Consider the following 20,388-nt stretch of genomic DNA (forward strand, 5'->3'; position numbering starts at 1 on the left):
CAGGAGTGAGCGTGCCCCAGCGGAACCCACGGATCATCGCCGCGGCGGCCGGAACCGCCGTCGCGCTCGCGGCCGCCGCGGGCTGCGCCCTGCCCAAGCCGTACGCGACCCCGGCGCCGAACGCGGCGGGCGGGCGCAGCTACCACGTCAGTCCGGACGGCGACGACAAGGCGGACGGCCTGACGCCGGACACCGCGTGGCGGACACTGAAGCGCGCCGACTCCGTGAAGTTCAAGGCCGGGGACCGGCTGCGGCTGAAGGCGGGCGCCCGGTTCCGCGGCAGGCTGACCATCGGCGCGGGTGACGCCGGGAACCCCCGCAAGCCGGTCATCATCGAGTCGTACGGCAAGGGCCGCGCGACGATCGCCCCGGCCGGGACACGCGGTATCGAGGTCTACAACACGGCGGGCGTCGAGGTCCGCAACCTGGTGGTCGAGGGTGACGACGACACGTTCGACGACCACGAGGGCATCGTCTTCTTCAACGACCTCCCCGGCGGCAAGAAGCTCGCCCACGTACGCGTCAGCGGCGTCAACGTCTCCGGGTTCCAGAACGGCATCCGCCTGGGCGGCGGCCGCTCCGGCTCCGGATTCCGCGACGTCGTGGTCAGCGACTCGGTGGCACACGCCAACAAGGACGCCGGTGTGGTCTCCGACGGCCCGGCCTTCAACGCGACACGCCCGCGCTACGCGCACGAGAAGGTGACCGTCTCGCGCGTCAAGGCGTACAGCAACCTGGGCGATCCGGGGGCCGAAGACCGCAACACGGGCAGCGGCATCGTGCTGGGCAGCGTCCGCCGCGGCACGGTGCAGCACTCGGTCGCCCACGACAACGGGGCGCGGTCGTCCGCCGAAGCGGTGGAGGGCCCCGCCGGGATCTGGACGTTCGACTCGACGCGGATGACGCTCCAGCGCAACGTCTCCTACGCGAACCACACCGGTTCCGAAGTGGACGGCGGCGGCTTCGGTCTGGACAACAACGTCTCGTCGTCGGTGATGCAGTACAACCTGTCCTACCGCAACGACGGCGCGGGCTTCCTGGCGTACACGGCGGTCCGCAACAAGGCGCACACGGGGAACACGGTCCGCTTCAACATCAGCCGCGACGACGCCCGCAAGCTCTCGACGTACGCCGGCATCGTGGCCTTCGGCACCCGCGTCAACGATCTGTCGATCTATCACAACACCGTCTCCATCACGGCGAACGACGGGGTGCGCGCCCCGGCCCTGCGGCTGCACGACGGGCTGCGGAACGTCACCGTGCGCAACAACGTGTTCGTCACGGACGGCGCCCCCGTGGTCTATGCCGAGTCCGCCTACCCGGCCGAGCAGGTGCGCCTGCAGGGCAACGCCTACTTCAGCTCCGGCCCGTGGGCGCTGAGGTGGGGCCCCGGCGCGTACGCCGACCTGCGCGCCTGGCGCGGCAGGGCAGGTCAGGAGCAGCGTGCCGGGAGCCCGACCGGCACGAACGCCGACCCGTGCCTCGCGCTGGTGCCCTCCAAGGGCGCCACCCCCGCGGCGCTGGTGCCGCGCTGCGCCGCGAGGGTGGTGTCCGGAGCCATGGATCTGCGGGCCGCCGGAATCGATCCGGGACCGGTCGACTACTTCGGTGCCCGGCTGAGGACGTCGGCCTCGATCGGTGCGGTCCAGTCGGCGGGGACGGACTGAGGGATCGTCAGCCGCGAGCCGGGCAGCAGGCCGGGCACCGGGGCGGGCACCGGACGGCCGAGCGCACGGACGTCCCAGCCCGCCGCCACCCACCGGTCGGCATCCAGCGCGTTGCGCGCGTCCAGCAGCCGCGGCGCGCGCACCACGGCCGCCAGGGCGGCCGGGTCGAGGGCGCGGTACTGGGCCCATTCGGTCAGGTGGAGCACGACGTCCGCATCGCGGCACACGTCGGTCACCTCGGTGCCGTAGAGGGGGCCGGGCAGCGCGGCACGCGCGTTGTCGGTGCCCTCCGGGTCGTGGACCCGGACCTCGGCGCCCGCACGGTGGATCGCGGCGGCGACCGCGAGCGCGGGCGAGTCGCGTACATCGTCGCTGTCGGGTTTGAACGTGGCGCCGAGTACCGCGATCCGCCGTCCGGCGAGTTCCCCGCCCGCGAGGTCCCGGGCGATGGCGACGGCACGCCGCCGCTGCCGGAGGTTGATCTCGTCCACCTCCCGCAGGAAGGACACCGCGTGCCCCACGCCGAGTTCATCCGCGCGGGCGGTGAAGGCGCGGATGTCCTTGGGCAGGCAGCCGCCGCCGAAGCCCAGCCCCGCGGACAGGAAGCGTCGCCCGATACGGGTGTCATGGCCGATGGCGTCGGCCAGGGTCACCACGTCGGCACCGGTCGCGTCGCACACCTCGGCCATCGCGTTGATGAACGAGATCTTGGTCGCCAGGAACGAGTTCGCCGCCACCTTCACCAGTTCGGCGGTCGCCGGGTCGGTGCTGATGTACGGGACGTGGGCCGCGAGCATGGGCGCGTAGACGGAGCGCAGTGCCGCGTCGGCGTATGCCGAGGTCACACCGGCGACCAGCCGGTCCGGGCGCAGGGTGTCCTGGACGGCGAAGCCCTCGCGCAGGAACTCCGGGTTCCAGGCCACCTCGACGGTGGTGCCGGCGGCGACGAGCCCGGCAAGGCGCGCGGTGAGCCGGTCGGTGGTGCCCACCGGGACGGTGGACTTGCCGACGATCAGCGATCCGTCGCGCAGATGCGGTGCGAGGCCGTCGAGTACGGCGTCGACATGGCGCAGGTCGGCCGCCGTGGAGTCGGGGCGCTGCGGGGTGCCGACGCAGACGAAGTGCAGATCGGCGTGGACCGCGGCCTCGCGCAGCGAGGTGGTGAAGCGTAGTCGGCCGTTGGCGACGTTCCGGGCGAGCACCTCGTCGAGTCCCGGTTCGAAGAAGGGTGGTCGGCCCGCGGCCAGGGCCCTGATCTTCTCCGCGTCCACGTCGACGCCCAAGACGTCATGGCCGATGTCGGCCATGCACGCGGCGTGCACGGCCCCAAGGTATCCCGTACCGATGACGGTCAACCGCATGCCGATCCTCCTGTCTGGAAGGGGACGACTCCTGATGAGTCAGTCCGGGTAGCCCGCCGGGTTGAGGTCCTGGAACCGCCAGGCGTCGCGGCACATGTCCGCGAGGTCCCGTGAGGTCCGCCAGCCCCAGGCGCCGGCGACCGCGGTCGGGTCGGCGACGAGGGCCGCGACGTCTCCGGGGCGCCGCCCGGTGATCTCGTACGGCACGTCCCGCCCGCTGGCCTCGGCGAACGCGGCGACGAGTTCGCGTACGGAGGTGCCGACGCCGGTGCCCAGGTTGAAGACCCGCATCCCCGGCGCGTCGTCGAGATGGCCGAGTGCGACGCGGTGACCCTCGGCGACGTCCATCACGTGGATGTAGTCGCGTACGCCCGTGCCGTCCGGGGTCGGGTAGTCGTCGCCGAACACCCTGAGCCGGTCCAGGCGTCCGACGGCGACCTGGGCCACGTACGGCATCACGTTGTCCGGCACGCCGCGCGGGTCCTCACCGAGCAGGCCGCCCGGGTGGGCGCCCACGGGGTTGAAGTACCGCAGAGCGAGCACCCGCAGCCGTGGTTCATGGCGGCAGATGTCGGTGAGGATCTCCTCGCAGCGCAGTTTGGTGGTGGCGTAGGGGTTGGTGGGGGCGACCGGGTCGGTCTCGGTGAGCGGGACCTTGACGGCGTCGCCGTACACCGAGCAGGAGGAGGAGAACACCAGCCTGTGCACGCCGTGTTGGTGCATCACGGACAGCAGCGCGGTGGTGCCGCCGACGTTGGTGTCGTAGTAGTCGAAGGGTTTCTGGGTCGATTCGCCGACGGCCTTCTTCGCGGCGAAGTGGATGACGGCGTCGACGGGGTGCGCGGCGAAGACCTTGCCGAGTGCCTCGCGGTCGCGCACATCGACGTCGTACGCGGCCGCGAGCGGTCGGCCGGCGGTCTTCTCGATGCGCTCCAGTGCGGCGGGCGAGCTGTTGGAGTGGTTGTCGACGACGACGACTTCCCAGCCGTGGGTGAGCAGTTCGACGCAGGTGTGGCTGCCGATGAACCCGGCGCCACCGGTCACAAGGACCGTCGTGGTCATGGGATGTCTCCTGGTTGGGGGGCGGTCAGAGGTGGAGGACGCCCGTGAGGTAGGTCGGGAACAGGAGGAGGGCCAGCGCGAGCGGTGCCAGCACGGTGAGCCCGGCGACCAGCGGCACCGCGGCCGTGTGCAGTGCGCGGTACGGGGCGATCCCCACCGACCGCGCGGCCTCGGTGATGTGCAGGGCGCAGACGGTGAGCGTCACGACGGCGTACGCGGTCGAGCCGAGGATGCACAGGAACACATAGCCCGCCGCGGGCCCGGTGAGCTCGCCGATCACGGCGGCGGTGGAGAGTGTCGCGGTGATGAGGAGGTAGGGGGCGACGAGCCGCATGGGGAGGGGTTCGAGGCCGCCTCGGCTCTTGGGGGTGACCTTGAAGTCGACCGCCTTGGGCCTGACGCGCTGCACGAGCGCGGCTCCGACCCCCCAGGCCACGTACGGCCAGCGCGCCAGGCTGAACAGCCAGCTCTCCCAGCTCAGCACGGGCGCGTCGACCGGGCGGAGCAGCCTGCGGCGGCGCATCAGCACGGTGAGCAGGACCAGGCACAGGGACATCGCCCAGAACCGGGCCAGGAACTCGAAGTAGTTGACGTTGATCCAGGGAATGCCGGTGACGGCGGCGACGGGCGGCAGGGCGAGTCCGGCCGTCGTCGTGAGGGCGAGGAGCGGGTAGTACGACAGGGCGAAGGCGAACCGTACGCGCAGCCGTCCGGGCATCCGGCCGAGGTGCCGCGGCACCATGCCGAAGAGCATGGAGGCGAGGCTGCGGGACCACTGGAACTCCTGGGTCGCCATGGCCGCGAAGGTGATCGGGCCGTCGCCGTGCGCCTCGGCGTCGATCGCGAACGCGCCGTGCCAGCCCGCCGAGTTGAGCAGGAAGCTGGTGGAGAAGTCCTCGGCGAGTTCGGGCCCGAGGCCGCCGATGTCGCGCAGCGCCTTGGTCCGCACCGCGTAGTGCGACCCGATGCACAGGGGCGCCAGACCGTCGGTGTGTCCCTGCTGCATGACGCCGTGGAAGACGGCTTCGCGGTAGAGCCGGCCGCGGGCGGCCCAGGAGTCGTCGGCGTTGGCGTCGCAGACGCTGGGGGCGCCGACATAGCCGACCGCCGGGTCATGGAAGGGGCGTACGACCTCGGTGAGATAGCGCCGGGCGGGGACGTGGTCGCAGTCGAGCTGGGCGACTACGTCGTAGTCGCGGTAGCCCCAGTGGTCGTAGAAGTAGGCGAGGTTGCCCTCCTTGCAGCGGGTGCGGCGCGGCCAGCTGGTGCGGTGGTACTCGGCGATGCCGCGGCGGCAGGAGACCCGGACGCCGTGGTCCGCGCACCAGGCCAGGGTCTGGGCCGACGGGTCCTCGTCGCAGAGCCACACGTGGTACGGGTGCGGGAAGTCCTGGTCGAGCATGGCGCGCAGGGTGGTGCGGGCCATCTCCCAGGGCTCGGACGGGGCCCGGGTGACGACGAAGGCGGTACGCAGCGACGGCACCGCCACGAACCGGTCCAGGCTGCGCAGCCGCAGCACGGCGACGACGAAGTAGACGGGAAGCAGCGCGAGATAGAGCAGCAGGGCGCTGTTCACGCCGAGCCCGATCCAGCCCTCGCGGTGCTCCGGCTGCAGCCACCAGATCCAGAACCAGACGACCGCGGCGACCCACCCGGCCGACAGCACGGCCGCCTTTCGGCGGTCCGCAGCCCGCAGGGTGCGGACCCAGGCGCCGGGCACGGTCCACAGTCGGCGCGGCGGCCGGCCGAATACCGGTCCGTCGGCGGCGATGTCGACCACGTTCCCGTCCGAGATCCCCCGGATCTCGTCCTTCAGGGCCTGTGGTGCGTCGCCGACCGGGGGCGTGGGTGCGCCGGGACCGGCCGGAGCGGCGACGCGACCCGGATCGGCCGACGTCATGAAAGCGCGCTCCAGGGGGACGCGGCGGCCGGATCCGCGAGGACGGGATCGGGCGGGACGCCGTCCTGCTGGCCGCCCCTGATCGCGGTGAGCGCACCGGCCACGTCGGCGGGCCGTGCGGCGAACCACTCCACGGTGCGGCGCAGCCCTTCCTCGATGTCGACCTCGGGGCTCCAGCCGAGCCGCTCCTGGGCGCGGGTGATGACCGGGCGGCGGCGGGCCGGATCGTCGGCGGGCAGCGGGTGGTACTGCACGTCGGAGCGGGCGCCTGTGGCGGCGAGGACGAGTTCGGCGAGCTCGATCACGGTCTTCTCGACCGGGTTGCCGAGGTTGACCGGGCCGGGCTCGTCGCTGTCGATCATGGCGACGATGGCGCGTACGAGGTCGTCGGCGTAGCAGAAGCTGCGGGTCTGCTTGCCGTCCCCGTAGACGGTGAGCGGTTCACCGGCGAGCGCCTGGACGATGAAGCTGGACACCACCCGGCCGTCGTGCGGACGCATCCGCGGGCCGTAGGTGTTGAAGATCCGCATGATGCCGGTGTTCACTCCGAGGCTGCCACGGTAGGCCTGCGTGATGGCCTCGGCGAACCTCTTCGCCTCGTCGTACACGCTGCGCGGGCCGATCGGGTTGACGTGCCCCCAGTACGTCTCGTCCTGCGGGTGTACCAGCGGGTCGCCGTACACCTCGCTCGTGGAGGCGAGGACGAAACGCGCGTCGCAGCGGTGCGCGAGGCGCAGCGCGTTCTCGGTGCCCCGGCTTCCCGCGGCCAGGGTCTGCAGCGGGCGGCGGAGGTAGTCGGGTGGAGACGCCGGGCTGGCGAGGTGGGCGACGACGTCGACCGTGCCGGGCACCCTGAGCTCGGCGGCGATATCGGTCTGGATGAGGGTGAAGGAGGGGTCCCCCAGGAGAGGGGCGATGTTCCGCGGGTCGCCTGTGGAGAAGTCATCCAGGCAGACGACGGAGTCGCCGCGCCGCAGAAGTGCCTCACACAGATGGGACCCGAGGAAACCGCCGCCACCGGTCACGGCAACGCGCATGGATCTCTCCAGGATTCTCGCGAAGAAAAAACGCTTCCCCTGTCCCTGTTGCGGAGAGTTCAGGCGCCTTTCAGGGCCGGGGGCGGTTCCCCATGAACCGCGAGCACGAGCGTATGGGCATAAGTCACATTTCCTGCTTAATGCGGCGTGGTGGACCCCGCCGAACGGCCGGTACGCGGTCGGCGACGCACCGCGGACCGCGCCGCCCCGGCCTGGCGGACGGCCGCTGTCGGCGAGGAGCGCGGGTCACCCTCGCGGGTGACCGGTCCCGCGCGTCGGCCGGGGTACCCAGTAGGCCAGACCGGCTCTAGTTCCAGACCCCGGTCTTCAGCAGGGAGTCGATCGCGGCGGCGTACGGCGTGATGTCCAGGCCCTGTTCGGCCAGCCACGCGTCCGAGTAGTACTTGTCGAGATACCGGTCCCCCGGGTCGCAGAGCAGCGTGACCACGCTCCCCTTGCGCCCCTCGGCCACCATCTCGGCGACGATCTTCAGCGCGCTCCACAGGCCGGTGCCCGTCGAGCCGCCCGCCTTGCGGCCGATGGCCCGCTCCAGGGCGCGTACGGCGGCGACGCTGGCCGCGTCCGGCACCTTCATCATCCGGTCGATGGCGCCCGGTACGAAGCTCGGCTCCATCCGCGGCCTGCCGATGCCCTCGATCCGCGAGCCGCAGTCGCTGGCCGCGTCCGGGTCGCCCTTGGTCCAGCCGTCGAAGAAGCAGGAGTTCTCCGGATCCGGCACACAGATGCGCGTGTCGTGCTGCATGTAGTGCACATAGCGCGCGATGGTCGCCGAGGTGCCACCGGTACCCGCGGTGGCGACGATCCAGGCGGGCTCCGGGTAGCGCTCCAACCGCAGCTGCTGGTAGATCGATTCGGCGATGTTGTTGTTGCCGCGCCAGTCGGTGGCCCGTTCCGCATAGGTGAACTGGTCCATGTAGTGGCCGCCGGTGCGCACGGCCAGGGCCGCCGACTCCTCGTACATCTTGCGCGAGTCGTCCACGAAGTGGCATTGCCCGCCGTGGAATTCGATCAGCCGGCACTTCTCGGCACTGGTGGTGCGCGGCATCACCGCGACGAACGGGACACCGATGAGCTTTGCGAAGTACGCCTCGGAAACCGCCGTCGAGCCGCTGGACGCCTCGATCACGGGCCTGCCCGGCCTGATCCAGCCGTTGCACAGGCCGTAGAGGAACAGCGAACGCGCGAGGCGGTGCTTGAGGCTGCCGGTCGGGTGGGTCGATTCGTCCTTCAGGTACAGGTCGATGCCCCACTGCTCGGGCAGCGGGAAGCGCAGCAGATGTGTGTCGGCCGAACGGTTGGCGTCAGCCTGGACTTTGCGTACGGCCTCTTTCAGCCAGTCCCGGTAGGCCGAATCGCTGCGGTCGACGTCGAGGGTGGTCCTGGCCGTACCGGCCTCTGGGGGCTGTGGGTCGCTCACGGTGCCGCTCCTTCACCTCGTGCCGGACCCTGGCGGCCACAGCCGGACGGCACCGATCATAGACACCTTCCCCACGCTTCTCACCTGCATAAAGACGCCTTTGACACCCCCAAAGCCCCACCTTGCCCAGGCGCCTGGCACACCGCTGGAACGGACGCCGGGGCGTGGGCCGGTGCACTGCGGGGGCGCATTCGCGCGCCCGGCCGAGTGCACCCACACTGCCCCGGGGGGCACTGGTGCTCGAGGCGCCCTGCGGGCAGACTGCCCAGCACAGGTTCACGGCGGCAACTATGCGGGAAGCGAGGGGGCGGACGGCATGACGGAGCCGGAGTTCACAGCTACGGGCGTACGGATCGGACGGCGACTGCGCTCGCTCACACGGGCCGGTCAGGTACGGATCAGCGGTGGGCGCCTCCAGTTGCTGACCAGCTATGGCCGGGAGATCGACAGCGCGCCACTGAACGCGGTCCGCGCGGGTAAACCGTGGTTCGCTCACGACGACAAGGCGCAGGCCACCGTCAACGGCACGCGGTACTCCCTGACGCTCGGTGAGCACGACCCCGCGCCAGGCGAGTCGGGGCCGCCGGCGGCGCGACGGTTCATCGAGGCGGTGCGCAGGGCGAGTGGCGCGCTCTCCCGGGGATGAGACGGAGACGAACGGGGGCGTGCGCCGCGAGTTGCGCTCCCGTACCCGCTGAGTCACCCTGGTCTCACGTCACTCAGGGTTTATCGGCGGTTACGCTGTGACCCAGCCACCGCCCCAGCAGCAGGCAGCCACTGTGGGACTCGGGGATCTTCCGCCCCGGTTCCGATCTTCGTCTTCTTCCGGACCTCAATTCGGGGAGTCGCAGCCGTGATCAGCCAGCCCAGCAGGCACTGCACGGTGGAGCTCCAGGCCCTGCCGTCGCGGATCGGACAGGTCCGCAGAATCGTATCTGCGCAATTGCGCTACTGGCATCTCGACCCGTTGATCGACGTTGCCGCACTCGGTGTCACCGAGTTGCTCACCAACGTCCACCGGCACGCCAGGCCGGACAAGATGTGCACCGTGGAGATCGAGCTACTGCTCGACCGGCTCACGGTCTCCGTCCACGACCACGACCCCCGGCTGCCCGAACTGCGGGACGCCGAGCCGTTCGCCACCTGCGGACGCGGGCTCGCCATGGTCGCCGCGGTCAGCGAGAGCTGGGGGGTGCGACCGCAGGGTGCCGCGGGAAAGATCGTCTGGTTCACGCTCCCGGCGCCGCCGATGACGATGGCACTGCCCACGTACCCCGTGTACGGGGCGGCCGCCGACGGCCGGTACGCGGACACCCGGGACGCGGGGCAGCAGGCTCCGGTGTGACGGACGGTCTGCGTTCCGTCTGACGGACGGTCCTGCGTTCCGTCTGACAGAGGGTCTGCGCTCGGTCTGACGGACGGTCCGCGCTCCACCCCCACACGCTCCCGCCCGGTCGACCGTAGTGGGCCGACCGGGCGGTGACATCCCGTCACACCGTTTACCCCGTCACACCGTTTACTCGGTACCGATCGCGCGCAGTACGTCCAGCCGTGCCGCCCGCCGCGCCGGGCGCCAGCCCGCGAGCGCGCCGGCCGTGAGCCCGACCAGGGCCACCAGCGCGAGCCGTACCGGCGGCAGCGCGAAGGCGAAGGCGGTGTCGCCCGCGCCCTCCGACGCCTCGACCAGCACCCAGCCGAGGAAGCCGCCGAGCGCGAGGCCGCCCACCGTGCCGAACGCGGCGACCAGCACCGACTCCCAGCGGACCATGGCCCGCAGTTGGCCGCGGGTCTGTCCGACGGCCCGCAGCAGTCCGAGTTCACGGGTGCGCTCATGGACCGCGAGGGTGAGCGTGTTGGCGATCCCGAGCAGGGCGATCAGCACCGCGAGGGCGAGCAGGGCGTAGACCAGGGTGAGCATCATGTCGATGGCACCGGCCGAGGACTCCGCGTACTCCTCCCGCGTCTGGACATCCGGGTTGCCGTACTCCGCGGCGATCCCGCTGACCGCGGCCTTGCCCTCCTCCGGACTCACACCGTCCTCGAACGTGACCGCGACCAGCGTGTCCGAGTCCTGTCCCCGGTGTGGGGCCCAGGCCTCGCGGGTGAGGACGTAGTCGCCCGCGAGCTCCGACTGCTCGTAGACCGCGCGGACGGTGAAGTCCTGCTTCTCGCCGTCCGTGAAGGCCAGTTCCACGGTGCTGCCCGTCTTCAGGTCCCGCTTGTCGGCCTCGGTGTCCGACATCGCGATGCCGTCGGTGCCGAGGTCCTTGAGGGAGCCGTCGACCTCGCCGAGGTCGAAGCCGCGGGCGAGGGCGACCGGGTCCGCGACGGTCAGCGCACGCCCCGCGCCGTTCACTTCGGCGACGCCCTGGCCCAGGCCGACCGCGTCGGCGACCTCGGGCTGTCGGGCGATCCCACCCGCGAGTTCGGGGCTCAGACCGCTGCCGCTCGCGCCGAAGCCGGGAACGCTGACCGCCACGTCGCCCGCGAAGGAGCGCGAGACGGTCTGGTCCATGGTGGCCTTCAGCGAGGCGCCGAAGACCGTGAACAGCGACACCACCGCGACACCGATCATCAGCGCGCTGGCCGTCGCGGCGGTGCGCTTGGGGCTGCGCAGGGCGTTGCGCCTGGCCAGACCGCCGGTGACACCGCGCAGCCGGTCCAGCGGGCCGCCCAGGACCCGTACCGCCGACGTGGACGCGACGGGCCCGAGCACCACGAACGCGGCCAGCGCCAGCACCGCCCCGGTCCCCGCGAGCCAGATCGACGGGGTGGCCAGGACCCCGGCCAGGGTGATGCCCACGGCGGCCAGCGCCAGGGCGATCCCGGTGACCGCACGGGCCCGCGAGGCCCCGGACTGGTCCACGGCGCTCTCCCGCAGCGCGGCCAGCGGCGCGGTGCGTCCGGCCCGTACGGCGGGCAGCAGCGCCGAGCCGACGCAGACCACGATGCCGACGGCCAGCGGCAGCAGCAGCGAGAGACCGCTGACCACCAGGTCGCCCTCGGGGAAGGGGAATCCGATGGCCGGGAACAGCGCCTGCAGCCCCGCGGCGATGCCGATGCCGCCGAGCAGCCCCGCGGCCGACGCCAGGACCGCGACGACCGCGGCCTCGACGAGTGTGCAGCCGACCACCTGGCCACGGGCCGCGCCCAGGGCCCGCAGCAGGGCGTTCTCGCGGGTGCGCTGGGCGACGACGATCGCGAAGGTGTTGTGGATGGAGAAGGTCGCGACCAGCAGGGCGATCCCGCTGAACACCAGGAGGAAGGTGGTGAAGAGGTCAAGGAACTGCCCGGAGATCATCTCGGTGTTCTCGTCGGCGGCCGCCTGTCCGGTGACCGCCTCAAGCCCGTCGGGCAGTACGGGAGCCAGCGCGTCGACCAGGTCCTGCTGGCTGGTGCCGGGCCCGGCGCGCACCTGGATGGACGCGGCCTCGCCGGGCTTCGGGGTGAGGTACTTCTCGGCGTCGGCCCAGGTCATCCCCGTGTAGGTGACCTGGGCCATGCCGTCCTCGCCGCCGAAGGTGGCCAGGCCCACGAGGGTCACCTGGACCGGGTCGGGGGTGCGCAGGGTGGTCGTGTCGCCGACCTTGAGATCGCCGGACTTCGCGGCGCCGCGGTTGACGACGACCTCGCCGGACTTCTCCGGCGCGCGCCCTTCGGCCAGTTGGTAGGCGTTCAGCTCCGGGTCGTCGATCCAGTTGCCCGCCACGGTGGGCGGCCCCTGTCCACCGATCGGCTCGCCGTCGCTGCCGACGAGCTGACCCGCGCCTTCGATGGCGGGCGCCACGGCGGCGACGCCGGGCACCTTGGCGATCTCGTCGACGAGACCGGTGTCGACGGGCTGCCGTACGCCCTGGCTCTCGCCCGGTGTGGTGATCGTCTGGGAACTGCGGACGACCGCGTCGGTGCCGCTGGTGGCGTTGGCGAACATCGTGTCGAAGCTGGCCCGCAGGGTGTCGCCCATGACGAGGGTGCCGGCCAGGAAGGCGACACCGAGGAACACCGCGATGGAGGTGCCCGCGAAGCGGCGCTTGTGGGCCCGTAGCGAGGACAGGCTGATCCGCGCCGCGGTGGATGCGGCGCTCATGACGCCACCTCCTTCTCGTCCTTCTCGTCCTTCTCGTCCTTCTCGTCCTTCTCGGCGTGCGTGCTCTGTCCGTCGAAGGCCTTGAGGCGGTCCAGGACACGCTCGGCGGTGGGCGCCTCCATCCGGTCCACCAGGCGGCCGTCGGCGAGGAAGAGCACCTCGTCCGCGTGGGCGGCGGCGACCGGGTCGTGGGTGACCATGACGACCGTACGGTCCATCTGGCGCACCGCCCGGCCGAGGAGTCGCAGTACCTCCTCGCCGGAGCGCGAGTCGAGGTTGCCGGTCGGTTCGTCGGCGAAGACGACATCGGGGCTGCCGGCGAACGCGCGGGCCACGGCGACGCGTTGCTGCTGGCCGCCGGAGAGTTCGGTGGGCCGGTGGTGCAGCCGGTCGCGCAGGCCCACGACATCGATCAGCGCGTCGATCCACTCGGCGTCGCCACGGACGCCCGCGAGGTCCATCGGCAGGGTGATGTTCTCGGCAACGGTCAGCGTGGGCAGCAGGTTGAAGGCCTGGAAGACGAAGCCGACGCGGTCGCGCCGCAGCAGCGTCAGCCTGCGGTCGTCGAGCGTGCTCAGCTCGGTGTCGCCGATGAAGGCGGTCCCCGCGGTGAGTGTGTCGAGTCCGGCCGCGCAGTGCATCAGGGTGGACTTACCGGAGCCCGACGGCCCCATGATCGCGGTGAAGCGACCGGCCGGAAACCCGACGCTCACCCCGTCCAGGGCCCTCACTTCGGTGTCGCCACTGCCGTAGACCTTCACGGCGTCGACGACCTGGGCCGCGGCTTGGGTGTGGAGGTCGGTGCTCATGCCGCACCGCCCTTCCGGCTCGGGCCGAACTGCTCGTCCAGGACGGACAGCCGGCGCCAGTACTCGTCCTCGTCGATCTCACCGGCGGCGAACCTGCGGCCGAGCAGCGAGATCGGCGACTGGTCGCCGGGTACGGAGCGCCCTGGGCCGTGTCGGCCGCGCCAGACGGTGCGCCGCAACAGCTTGACGATGCCGATGACGACGGCCGCCCAGATCAGCGGGAAGAGCAGAATCCACGGGCCGGGCCCGCCGTCTGCGAAGTGCGCCAGAGTCTGCATCTCGTTCATCTCCTCGGGAGCGAATCCTTGGGATTTCCTCGATGCATCGAGGCTCGCTCCACGAGGGGGTCCGGGTCGTCGTACGGCCAGCGGCCGTGTGCGTACCTCCCGGGGAGTACGCGGGCGCGTGGCGGCTGCTTCCGGCGACGTGGCGGCCGTACGCTGACCCGCCGGGCCGTCACCCGGCCAGGGCCCCCAGCGGGTCGTCGAGCACCGGCTGCCAGGCCAGTTCCGCGGCGCCGACCAGGCTGTTGTGGTCGAGGGTGCAGGCCAGGATCGGGACGCCGCCGCTGCGGCCCCACAGGCTGCGGTCGGCGACGACGGCGCGCAGCCGCTCCGGGTCGGCGTCGAGGAGTTCGCGGTGCAGGCCGCCGAGGATGATCCGGTCGGGGTTGAGGATGTTCACCAGGCCCGCGAGGCCGAGGCCGAGCCGGTCGATGAGCTCTTCCGCGGCACGCCGCACCAGGGGGTCGTCGGCGTACTCCCTGCGAAGCAGGTCGCGGGACTGCTGCAGCAGGTTCACCTCGGGGCCCGGGGTGCGTCCGGCGGCGGTCAGGAAGGCGAGCGGGTCGGCCTCCACGTCCAGGCAGCCGCGGCTGCCGCAGTAGCAGGGGCGGCCCTCGGGGTTGACGGTGAGATGGCCGACCTCCAGGGCCAGACCCGAACTGCCGGTGTGCAGGCGGCCGTCGAGTACCAGGGCGCCGCCGACGCCGCGGTGTCCAGTGGCCACGCACAGCAGGTGCCGGGCGCCGAGGCCCGCGCCGTGCCGGTGCTCGGCGAGCGCCGCCAGGTTGACGTCGTTGCCGGTGAACGCGGGCACGGGCAGGTTCGCGGCGCGCACCTGTGCGGCGAAGATCTCGCGGACCGGGGCACCGGCCGGCCAGGCCAGGTGCAGCGGGTTGAGCGCGTTGCCCTCGGGTTCGGCGACCGCGGACGGCACGGCGAGCCCGGCGCCCGCACAGCGCCGCCCGGTCCGCCGGAGCAGTTCGGCGCCCGCTTCGACGACGGAGCCGAGTACCTGCGCCGGGTCGGCGTCGATGGTCTCGCAGCCGGGCGCGGTGGCGACGATCTCGCCGCCGAGCCCGACGAGCGCGGCCCGGAAGCCGTCGGCGTGCACCTGGGCGGCGAGCACCACGGGGCCGTCGTCCGCGACCACCAGCCGGTGCGAGGGGCGGCCCTGCGACCCGGCGGCGGCCCCGGGTTCCACCCGGATCAACCCCAGCGCCTCCAGCTCGGCCGCGACCGCCCCCGCGGTGGCGCGGGTGACGCCCAGCTCGGCGGTGAGGACGGCACGGGTCGGCGCGCGGCCGGTGTGGACGAGCTCGAGCGCCGGTCCCAGTGCGCCGCGCCCTCTCTCCAGCCGGGTACGCGTGGACACTTGCCCGACTTCGTTGGGCTCCGCCTTGCCGTTCATGGAGGCGAGTCTCCCATGATCCCCGGCGCGTGGACGCGGGGTCCCCATTTATGTGCAGTCATCAAGTACATGGACAGGAACCTCCCACTCGCGTGACGAGCACCCTCATCCAGTGTCTGATCGCCCTGCGCCCCCCGCCCGCGTCGGCGGCGCCCGCGCCGTGCAGGCCGCAGGCGTGGACATCGACGGCGGCAGGATCACCGCGCAGGGCCACGGGTACGGCGTCTACGCGCTCCCCGAGTAGCCGCCTGAAACCCTGGCGGCCTTGGGGGCGTCTCCCCCTAGAACCCGCTCACCCGCAGCGTGATGTTCAACCGCCCGGTCAGCTCGAGACCGGGCGGCCCGGTGCCCGCGTACACCCGAGGCACACCGTGGTAGGCGAGCCGCGAAGGCCCGCCGAAGACGACCAGGTCGCCGCTGCGCAGCTCGATGTCCCTGTACGGCTTGGTGCGGGTCTCCGTGTTGCCGAACCGGAAGACGCAGGTGTCGCCGAGGCTGAGCGAGACCACCGGGGCGTCGGACTTCTCGTCGCTGTCCCGGTGCATCCCCATCCGCGCGTCGGCGTCGTAGAAGTTGATGAGCGCGATGTCGTACGGGGCTGTCGCCACCTCGTGTCCCAGTGCCGCCACCACCGCCTCGCGGGCCAGGTCTGCCAGCCACGGCGGCATGGGTTTCACGGGCGCGCCGTCGCCGTCCAGTGCCGTACGCACATAGCGCGGGCCCTGCCGCCACGGCCCCCAGTGCCAGCCGAGGCACACCTGCCTGGCCGACATGGTGCCGCCGCCCGGCGTACGGACCGTGCGCAGTCCGGCGGGCGGCTTCGCCCACTGGCGGCACGCCTGGAGCAGGTGGCGCTGGCGGTCGGCCGGGAGCCAGTCGGGCAGGTGCACCGCGCCGGGCGCGATCTCGGTCCGTTCGCGGGGAAACAGTTCCTCACCCATGGCTCCCCATCATCCAGGGCGAACCCCGGACCGTGCAGCCCGCACTCCCCCGGCTATCGTGTCGCCTCCATGACAACGGGGATCAGAGGGGCACGTGGTGGCGGCGAACGAGGGAGCGCGCATCGCCGGGAGATACCGGCTGGTGGAGCGCATAGGCCGCGGTGGCATGGGCACCGTGTGGCGGGCCGAGGACGAGCTGCTGGGTCGCCAGGTGGCCGTGAAGCAGCTGCACGCCTCGCCGCACCTGGCCGCCGACGAACTGGCCACCCTGTACGAGCGCACCCGTCGTGAGGCGCGCAGTGCCGCGCGGATCAGCCACTCCAACGTGGTCGTGGTGCACGACGTCGTGGATGACCACGAACGCCCCTGCATCGTCATGGAGTACGTGCCCTCGCAGACGCTCGGCGACGTCATCAAGCGTGACGGGACCGTGCCGCCGCGGGAGGCGACCCGGATCGGTCTCGGCATGCTGGCCGCGCTGCGGGCCGCGCACGCGGCGGGGGTACTGCACCGGGACGTCAAGCCCGGAAACGTCCTGCTCGGCGCCGACGACCGGGTGGTGCTGACGGACTTCGGCATCGCCCAGGCCAGCGGCACGTCCACGCTCACCAGGACGGGCGAGCTGGTCGGCTCCGTCGACTACCTGGCGCCGGAGCGGGTCAAGGGCGGCACGCCCGGGCCCGCGTCCGATCTGTGGTCGCTGGGCGCGACGCTCTATCAGGCCGTGGAGGGCAGGCCCCCGTTCCGCAGGGACACGGCGCTGGAGACGGCGTACGCGATCGCCGCCGAGCCGCTGCGGGCGCCGGAGCGGGCCGGGGCACTGACCGCGCTGATCGAGGGCCTGCTGGCGAAGGACTGGGAACCACCACCGCACCCCCCACCACCGCACCACCCACCGACGTCGCCGACGACACCCCGGACGACGCAAGCCCCACACCACCCGTGGAGCTGGTGCGCGACGCGTTCGCCACACTCCAGGCCACCCTGAACGACTCCTGCACGCCGGGTAACTGCGCGTACTTCCTTGGCCGCGTGTACGACGAACTCGACGGCCTCGACGCCGCGATGAAGGCGGACCCGAAGGGCCCCGGCCACTTCCCCGAACCCATCAAGTGGATCGCCGATCTGCGGCGGACCCTCGACGGGGACCGCTCCTTCGAGAACCTCAAGAAGCACCAGACCCTGCTGATCGGCACCCGCGACAAGATCAACACGTGGATGCAGGACCACCCCGACGACTACCGCTGAGGCGACCCGCCTACGCGGATGGCGGCAACTGTGACACCGCGGGACAGTTCTGCCGCATGGACGGCAACCAGGCGCGCTGGCAGTACTGAGCGACCCAGGGTGAGACACGGCAGCGTACAGCGGCCTCCGGGTGGGACACGGCGGCATCCGGTGGGCTCCATCAGGCACACTCCCGGTATGGATATCGCCCAATACCTTCGCGTCCTTGAGAAGGAAGGCCAGCTTCTGGCCAGCAACGCCGAGTTGGCGGGGCCGGACGCCACCGTGTCCACCTGCCCCGGCTGGCAGGTGCGCGATCTGCTCCGGCACACCGGGATGGTGCACCGCTGGGCCACGGCGTTCGTGGTCGAAGGGCACCGTTCGTACCATCCCGCCGGTGGGGAGCCCGACCTGGACGGCGCCGAGTTGATCGCCTGGTTCCGCGAGGGGCACGCCCTGCTCGTGGCCGCGCTCCAGGACGCGCCCGCCGATGTGGAGTGCTGGACGTTTCTGCCCGCGCCGTCGCCGCTCGCGTTCTGGGCGCGGCGGCAGGCGCATGAGACGACGGTGCACCGGGTGGACTCGGAGTCCGCGCTGAGCAGCACGGACCGGGACACCATCGACTCGGCCTTCGCCGTGGACGGGATCGACGAGTTGCTCCGCGGCATGCACGCCCGTGCGAGGAGCCGGGTGCGGGCGGCGAAGCCCGGCGTGCTGCGGGTGCGGGCCACCGACGCGGACGCGGTGTGGACGGTCCGTATCTCCGAGGAGCCGCCGCTTGCCGAGCGGGGCGACGCGGGCGAGGCCGACTGCGAGCTGAGCGGGCCCGCCGCGCGCCTCTATCTGGCGCTGTGGAACCGCCTTCCGGCACCGCGGATCACCGGGGACCCGGAACTGGCCCGGATCTGGCGCGAGACTTCGGCCGTGGTGTGGGGCTGATGCGCGACACATCGGGGCGCCGTACGCAGGCCACGCGGGACGCGATGACCGTGGAGATCGGGTACGCCCTGCTCTCCGCGACGCTCGCCGCCGCGCTCACCCTCGGCGCGGTCGCCGGGCCCACGGTGCTCTTCACGCTGCCGGGGTGGGCGGAGACCACGCTGTTGATCGCGGCCGCGGTACTGGTACCGGTGATCTTCATGCTCCGGGTGGTCGGGGTGCTGGGGCGGTTCCGGGAGGCCGTACGCGAGGACGAGGAGGAAGGTCAGCCAAGCCAGCCGGGCCGTACCAGCCCCGACTCGTAGGCGAGGACGACCAGTTGGGCGCGGTCGCGGGCGCCCAGCTTGACCATCGTGCGGCTGACGTGGGTCTTGGCGGTGAGCGGGCTGACGACCAGGCGGCGGGCGATCTCCTCGTTGGAGAGGCCGATGCCGACCAGGGCCATCACCTCGCGCTCCCGCTCGGTCAGTTGCCCCAGCGAATCGGCGGCCGCGGGTTCCTTGGAGCGGGCCGCGAACTCGCCGATGAGACGACGGGTCACACCGGGCGAGAGCAGCGCGTCGCCCTCGACCACCGCCCGTACCGCACGCAGCAGTTCCTCCGGTTCGGTGTCCTTGACCAGGAAGCCCGAGGCACCGGACCGGATCGCCTCGAAGACGTACTCGTCGAGCTCGAAGGTGGTCAGCATGACCACCCTGACCTGCTCCAGGTCCGGGGCCTCGGTGATCTGCCGGGTGGCCGCGAGGCCGTCGACCAGCGGCATCCGGATGTCCATCAGGACCACGTCGGGGCGCAGTTCGCGCACCAGGCGCACCGCCTCCTCGCCGTCGGCCGCCTCTCCGGCGACCTCGATGTCCCGCTGGGCGTCGAGCAGGGCCTTGAACCCGGCCCGGACCAAGGACTGGTCGTCGGCGAGCAGTACGCGGATCACGGGGTGTTCTCCTCAGGTCTCCGGGGCAGTAGGGCCCGCACCCGGAAACCGCCGTCCGGGCGTGGGCCCGCCTCGATCGTGCCACCCAACGCGGCCGCGCGCTCCCGCATTCCGGCGAGGCCGTTGCCGCTGCCGCCCGCGTCGGCGTGACTCGCCGGACCGTCGTCGTCCACCCGAAGCTCCAGGGCCTCGTCGTCGTAGCGCACGCGTACGCGCGCGTGGCGTGAGCCCGAGTGCCGTACGACGTTGGTGAGCGCCTCCTGGACGATCCGGAAGGCGGCGAGATCGGCGCCGGGCGGCAGAGTCGCGCGCGGTCCCTCGGTGTCGACGTCCACGGTGAGTCCCGCGCTCGCGGCCTGGGTGACGAGTTCGGGGAGCCGGTCGAGTCCTGGCGCCGGGGCGCGCGGCGCGTCGCCGGGGCCGCGCAGGGTGTCCAGGACCTGGCGTACCTCGCCGAGCGCCTCCTTGCTGGCCGACTTGATGGTGGTCAGCGCGGTGCGCGCCTGCTCCGGGTCGCCGTCCAGGAGGGCGAGTCCGACGCCCGCCTGGACGTTGATCACCGAGAGGGAGTGGGCCAGTACGTCGTGGAGTTCGCGGGCGATACGCAGCCGTTCCTCGTCGGCCCGCCGCTTGGCGGCCTTGGCCCGCTCGGCCCGCTCTCGCGCCCACTGCTCCCTGCGGAGGCGGACCAGTTCGGCGACGGCGGCCATGGCCACCACCCAGGTCGCGACGACGAGTTCGTCGCTCCAGGAAGTGGGCCCGTCCCCGGACGGCGGCAGATAGCGGTACAGCCAGTGCCCGATCAGCAGGTGCCCCAGCCACAGCGTGCCGACGGCCGACCAGGCGGCGCGCCGGTGACCCGCGACGATCGCCGCGAAGACGCCGAGGGCGACACTGAAGAAGACGGGCCCGTACGGGTATCCGGCGCCCAGGTAGACCATGGTGCTCGCCGCGACACCGAACACCACCGGCACCGGCTGGCGATGGCGCCACAGGAGCAGCACCGAGCCGATCAGCAGCAGCGCCCGCGCGTAGAGGTCGACGTCGGCACGGTAGTCGACCTGCCCCTCGGCCGCGAAGGTGGTGCCCAGCTGGACGAAGACCCCCAGGGCCAGCGTGGAGATCCAGGGCAGCCCGCCCTCCCCGGTCTGTTCCTCCCAGCGCCGGAGGCCGGCCGGACCGTGTCGCCACCACGCCGGGCCCTGTCGCCACCACGCCGGTCCGCGCCAGCCCCGCGGCATACCGCACCTGCGTCTGCGCTGCTCATCCATACCGGCCACGCTAGACCGCGGCGCCC

Annotated in this window: 19 protein-coding genes and 1 pseudogene; 8 read left to right on the forward strand and 12 right to left on the reverse strand. The window is 72.0% G+C overall.

What is annotated here, in order from left to right:
• Positions 1-11 precede the first annotated feature (11 nt).
• Positions 12-1,667 (forward strand): right-handed parallel beta-helix repeat-containing protein, encoded by a 1,656-nt coding sequence (locus U9R90_RS20460; RefSeq protein ID WP_411058098.1) that lies wholly within the window; start codon positions 12-14, stop codon positions 1,665-1,667.
• Here U9R90_RS20460 and U9R90_RS20465 read toward each other — a convergent pair.
• The 5 genes from U9R90_RS20465 to U9R90_RS20485 form a co-directional block, all read right to left on the reverse strand.
• Entirely contained in the window at positions 1,601-3,028 is a 1,428-nt protein-coding gene (locus tag U9R90_RS20465; protein ID WP_411058099.1) for a UDP-glucose dehydrogenase family protein, read from the reverse strand. The two genes, U9R90_RS20460 and U9R90_RS20465, sit on opposite strands and share 67 nt — an antisense overlap.
• Positions 3,029-3,067: 39 nt before the next feature.
• The gene (gene galE / locus U9R90_RS20470) at positions 3,068-4,090 is read right to left on the reverse strand and encodes a UDP-glucose 4-epimerase GalE (RefSeq protein ID WP_411058100.1); all 1,023 of its coding nucleotides are present in this window, start codon (positions 4,088-4,090) and stop codon (positions 3,068-3,070) included.
• A gap of 25 nt (positions 4,091-4,115) precedes the next feature.
• Positions 4,116-5,990, reverse strand: a complete 1,875-nt coding sequence (locus U9R90_RS20475; RefSeq protein WP_411058101.1) for a glycosyltransferase — start codon at positions 5,988-5,990, stop codon at positions 4,116-4,118.
• Positions 5,987-7,027 (reverse strand): UDP-glucuronic acid decarboxylase family protein, encoded by a 1,041-nt coding sequence (locus U9R90_RS20480; protein ID WP_411058102.1) that lies wholly within the window; start codon positions 7,025-7,027, stop codon positions 5,987-5,989. Before U9R90_RS20480 ends, U9R90_RS20475 begins: the two co-directional genes overlap by 4 nt.
• Before the next feature lie 307 nt (positions 7,028-7,334).
• Positions 7,335-8,465 carry a PLP-dependent cysteine synthase family protein gene (locus tag U9R90_RS20485; protein WP_411058103.1) on the reverse strand — a complete coding sequence of 377 codons (1,131 nt, stop codon included), beginning with the start codon at positions 8,463-8,465 and terminating at the stop codon, positions 7,335-7,337.
• A gap of 316 nt (positions 8,466-8,781) precedes the next feature.
• Here U9R90_RS20485 and U9R90_RS20490 point away from each other — a divergent pair, with 316 nt between their 5' ends.
• Both U9R90_RS20490 and U9R90_RS20495 read left to right on the forward strand, forming a co-directional pair.
• Positions 8,782-9,111 (forward strand): hypothetical protein, encoded by a 330-nt coding sequence (locus U9R90_RS20490; protein ID WP_411058104.1) that lies wholly within the window; start codon positions 8,782-8,784, stop codon positions 9,109-9,111.
• 207 nt (positions 9,112-9,318) lie between these two features.
• Complete coding sequence (locus U9R90_RS20495) at positions 9,319-9,810, forward strand: ATP-binding protein (protein WP_411058105.1); 492 nt, start codon at positions 9,319-9,321, stop codon at positions 9,808-9,810.
• A 171-nt stretch (positions 9,811-9,981) separates the two neighbouring features.
• Here the strand turns inward: U9R90_RS20495 and U9R90_RS20500 are convergent, their stop codons facing one another.
• The 4 genes from U9R90_RS20500 to U9R90_RS20515 all read right to left on the reverse strand — a co-directional run bounded on the left by U9R90_RS20500 (position 9,982) and on the right by U9R90_RS20515 (position 15,053).
• Positions 9,982-12,552 carry an ABC transporter permease gene (locus U9R90_RS20500; RefSeq protein ID WP_411058106.1) on the reverse strand — a complete coding sequence of 857 codons (2,571 nt, stop codon included), beginning with the start codon at positions 12,550-12,552 and terminating at the stop codon, positions 9,982-9,984.
• On the reverse strand, positions 12,549-13,361 hold the full coding sequence (locus tag U9R90_RS20505) for an ABC transporter ATP-binding protein (RefSeq protein ID WP_411058107.1): 813 nt from the start codon (positions 13,359-13,361) through the stop codon (positions 12,549-12,551). The genes U9R90_RS20500 and U9R90_RS20505 overlap by 4 nt, the downstream gene beginning before the upstream one ends.
• The gene (locus tag U9R90_RS20510; RefSeq protein WP_411059750.1) at positions 13,358-13,639 is read right to left on the reverse strand and encodes an SHOCT domain-containing protein; all 282 of its coding nucleotides are present in this window, start codon (positions 13,637-13,639) and stop codon (positions 13,358-13,360) included. Before U9R90_RS20510 ends, U9R90_RS20505 begins: the two co-directional genes overlap by 4 nt.
• Positions 13,640-13,817: 178 nt before the next feature.
• On the reverse strand, positions 13,818-15,053 hold the full coding sequence (locus U9R90_RS20515; protein WP_411058108.1) for an ROK family protein: 1,236 nt from the start codon (positions 15,051-15,053) through the stop codon (positions 13,818-13,820).
• 112 nt (positions 15,054-15,165) lie between these two features.
• Here U9R90_RS20515 and U9R90_RS20520 point away from each other — a divergent pair, with 112 nt between their 5' ends.
• Positions 15,166-15,297: a hypothetical protein gene (locus U9R90_RS20520; RefSeq protein WP_411058109.1), complete on the forward strand. Its 132-nt coding sequence runs from the start codon at positions 15,166-15,168 to the stop codon at positions 15,295-15,297.
• Positions 15,298-15,334: 37 nt separating this feature from the next.
• On the opposite strand, the gene U9R90_RS20525 is transcribed toward U9R90_RS20520, so the two are convergent.
• The gene (locus U9R90_RS20525; protein WP_411058110.1) at positions 15,335-15,994 is read right to left on the reverse strand and encodes an alpha-ketoglutarate-dependent dioxygenase AlkB family protein; all 660 of its coding nucleotides are present in this window, start codon (positions 15,992-15,994) and stop codon (positions 15,335-15,337) included.
• Positions 15,995-16,160: 166 nt separating this feature from the next.
• Here U9R90_RS20525 and U9R90_RS20530 point away from each other — a divergent pair.
• The 4 genes and pseudogenes from U9R90_RS20530 to U9R90_RS20545 all read left to right on the forward strand — a co-directional run.
• Positions 16,161-16,856, forward strand: a pseudogene (locus U9R90_RS20530) (serine/threonine-protein kinase); the annotation flags it as partial.
• A gap of 89 nt (positions 16,857-16,945) precedes the next feature.
• Positions 16,946-17,242, forward strand: coding sequence for a hypothetical protein (locus tag U9R90_RS20535; RefSeq protein WP_411058111.1), 297 nt, complete (start codon positions 16,946-16,948; stop codon positions 17,240-17,242).
• Positions 17,243-17,419: 177 nt separating this feature from the next.
• Positions 17,420-18,160 carry a maleylpyruvate isomerase family mycothiol-dependent enzyme gene (locus tag U9R90_RS20540; protein ID WP_411058112.1) on the forward strand — a complete coding sequence of 247 codons (741 nt, stop codon included), beginning with the start codon at positions 17,420-17,422 and terminating at the stop codon, positions 18,158-18,160.
• Complete coding sequence (locus tag U9R90_RS20545) at positions 18,160-18,465, forward strand: DUF6332 family protein (protein WP_411058113.1); 306 nt, start codon at positions 18,160-18,162, stop codon at positions 18,463-18,465. The genes U9R90_RS20540 and U9R90_RS20545 overlap by 1 nt, the downstream gene beginning before the upstream one ends.
• Here the strand turns inward: U9R90_RS20545 and U9R90_RS20550 are convergent.
• Complete coding sequence (locus U9R90_RS20550) at positions 18,426-19,091, reverse strand: response regulator (RefSeq protein WP_411058114.1); 666 nt, start codon at positions 19,089-19,091, stop codon at positions 18,426-18,428. The two genes, U9R90_RS20545 and U9R90_RS20550, sit on opposite strands and share 40 nt — an antisense overlap.
• A complete protein-coding gene (locus U9R90_RS20555; RefSeq protein WP_411058115.1) occupies positions 19,088-20,362 on the reverse strand; it encodes a histidine kinase in 1,275 nt (424 codons plus the stop codon). The genes U9R90_RS20550 and U9R90_RS20555 overlap by 4 nt, the downstream gene beginning before the upstream one ends.
• Between the last annotated feature and the right edge of the window lie 26 nt (positions 20,363-20,388).

Origin of the sequence: Streptomyces sp. E11-3 (genome assembly GCF_046540415.1) — a bacterium.
GTDB lineage: Bacteria > Actinomycetota > Actinomycetes > Streptomycetales > Streptomycetaceae > Streptomyces.

Bases quoted from the DNA above. Each gene is read 5' to 3' on its own strand.
- U9R90_RS20525 (WP_411058110.1), bottom strand. From the start codon at position 15,994: ATGGGTGAGGAACTGTTTCCCCGCGAACGGACCGAGATCGCGCCCGGC.
- U9R90_RS20480 (WP_411058102.1), bottom strand. From the start codon at position 7,027: ATGCGCGTTGCCGTGACCGGTGGCGGCGGTTTCCTCGGGTCCCATCTG.
- U9R90_RS20555 (WP_411058115.1), bottom strand. From the start codon at position 20,362: ATGGATGAGCAGCGCAGACGCAGGTGCGGTATGCCGCGGGGCTGGCGC.
- U9R90_RS20475 (WP_411058101.1), bottom strand. From the start codon at position 5,990: ATGACGTCGGCCGATCCGGGTCGCGTCGCCGCTCCGGCCGGTCCCGGC.
- U9R90_RS20490 (WP_411058104.1), top strand. From the start codon at position 8,782: ATGACGGAGCCGGAGTTCACAGCTACGGGCGTACGGATCGGACGGCGA.
- U9R90_RS20545 (WP_411058113.1), top strand. From the start codon at position 18,160: ATGCGCGACACATCGGGGCGCCGTACGCAGGCCACGCGGGACGCGATG.
- U9R90_RS20540 (WP_411058112.1), top strand. From the start codon at position 17,420: ATGGATATCGCCCAATACCTTCGCGTCCTTGAGAAGGAAGGCCAGCTT.
- U9R90_RS20505 (WP_411058107.1), bottom strand. From the start codon at position 13,361: ATGAGCACCGACCTCCACACCCAAGCCGCGGCCCAGGTCGTCGACGCC.
- U9R90_RS20500 (WP_411058106.1), bottom strand. From the start codon at position 12,552: ATGAGCGCCGCATCCACCGCGGCGCGGATCAGCCTGTCCTCGCTACGG.
- U9R90_RS20510 (WP_411059750.1), bottom strand. From the start codon at position 13,639: ATGCAGACTCTGGCGCACTTCGCAGACGGCGGGCCCGGCCCGTGGATT.
- U9R90_RS20465 (WP_411058099.1), bottom strand. From the start codon at position 3,028: ATGCGGTTGACCGTCATCGGTACGGGATACCTTGGGGCCGTGCACGCC.
- U9R90_RS20515 (WP_411058108.1), bottom strand. From the start codon at position 15,053: ATGAACGGCAAGGCGGAGCCCAACGAAGTCGGGCAAGTGTCCACGCGT.
- galE (WP_411058100.1), bottom strand. From the start codon at position 4,090: ATGACCACGACGGTCCTTGTGACCGGTGGCGCCGGGTTCATCGGCAGC.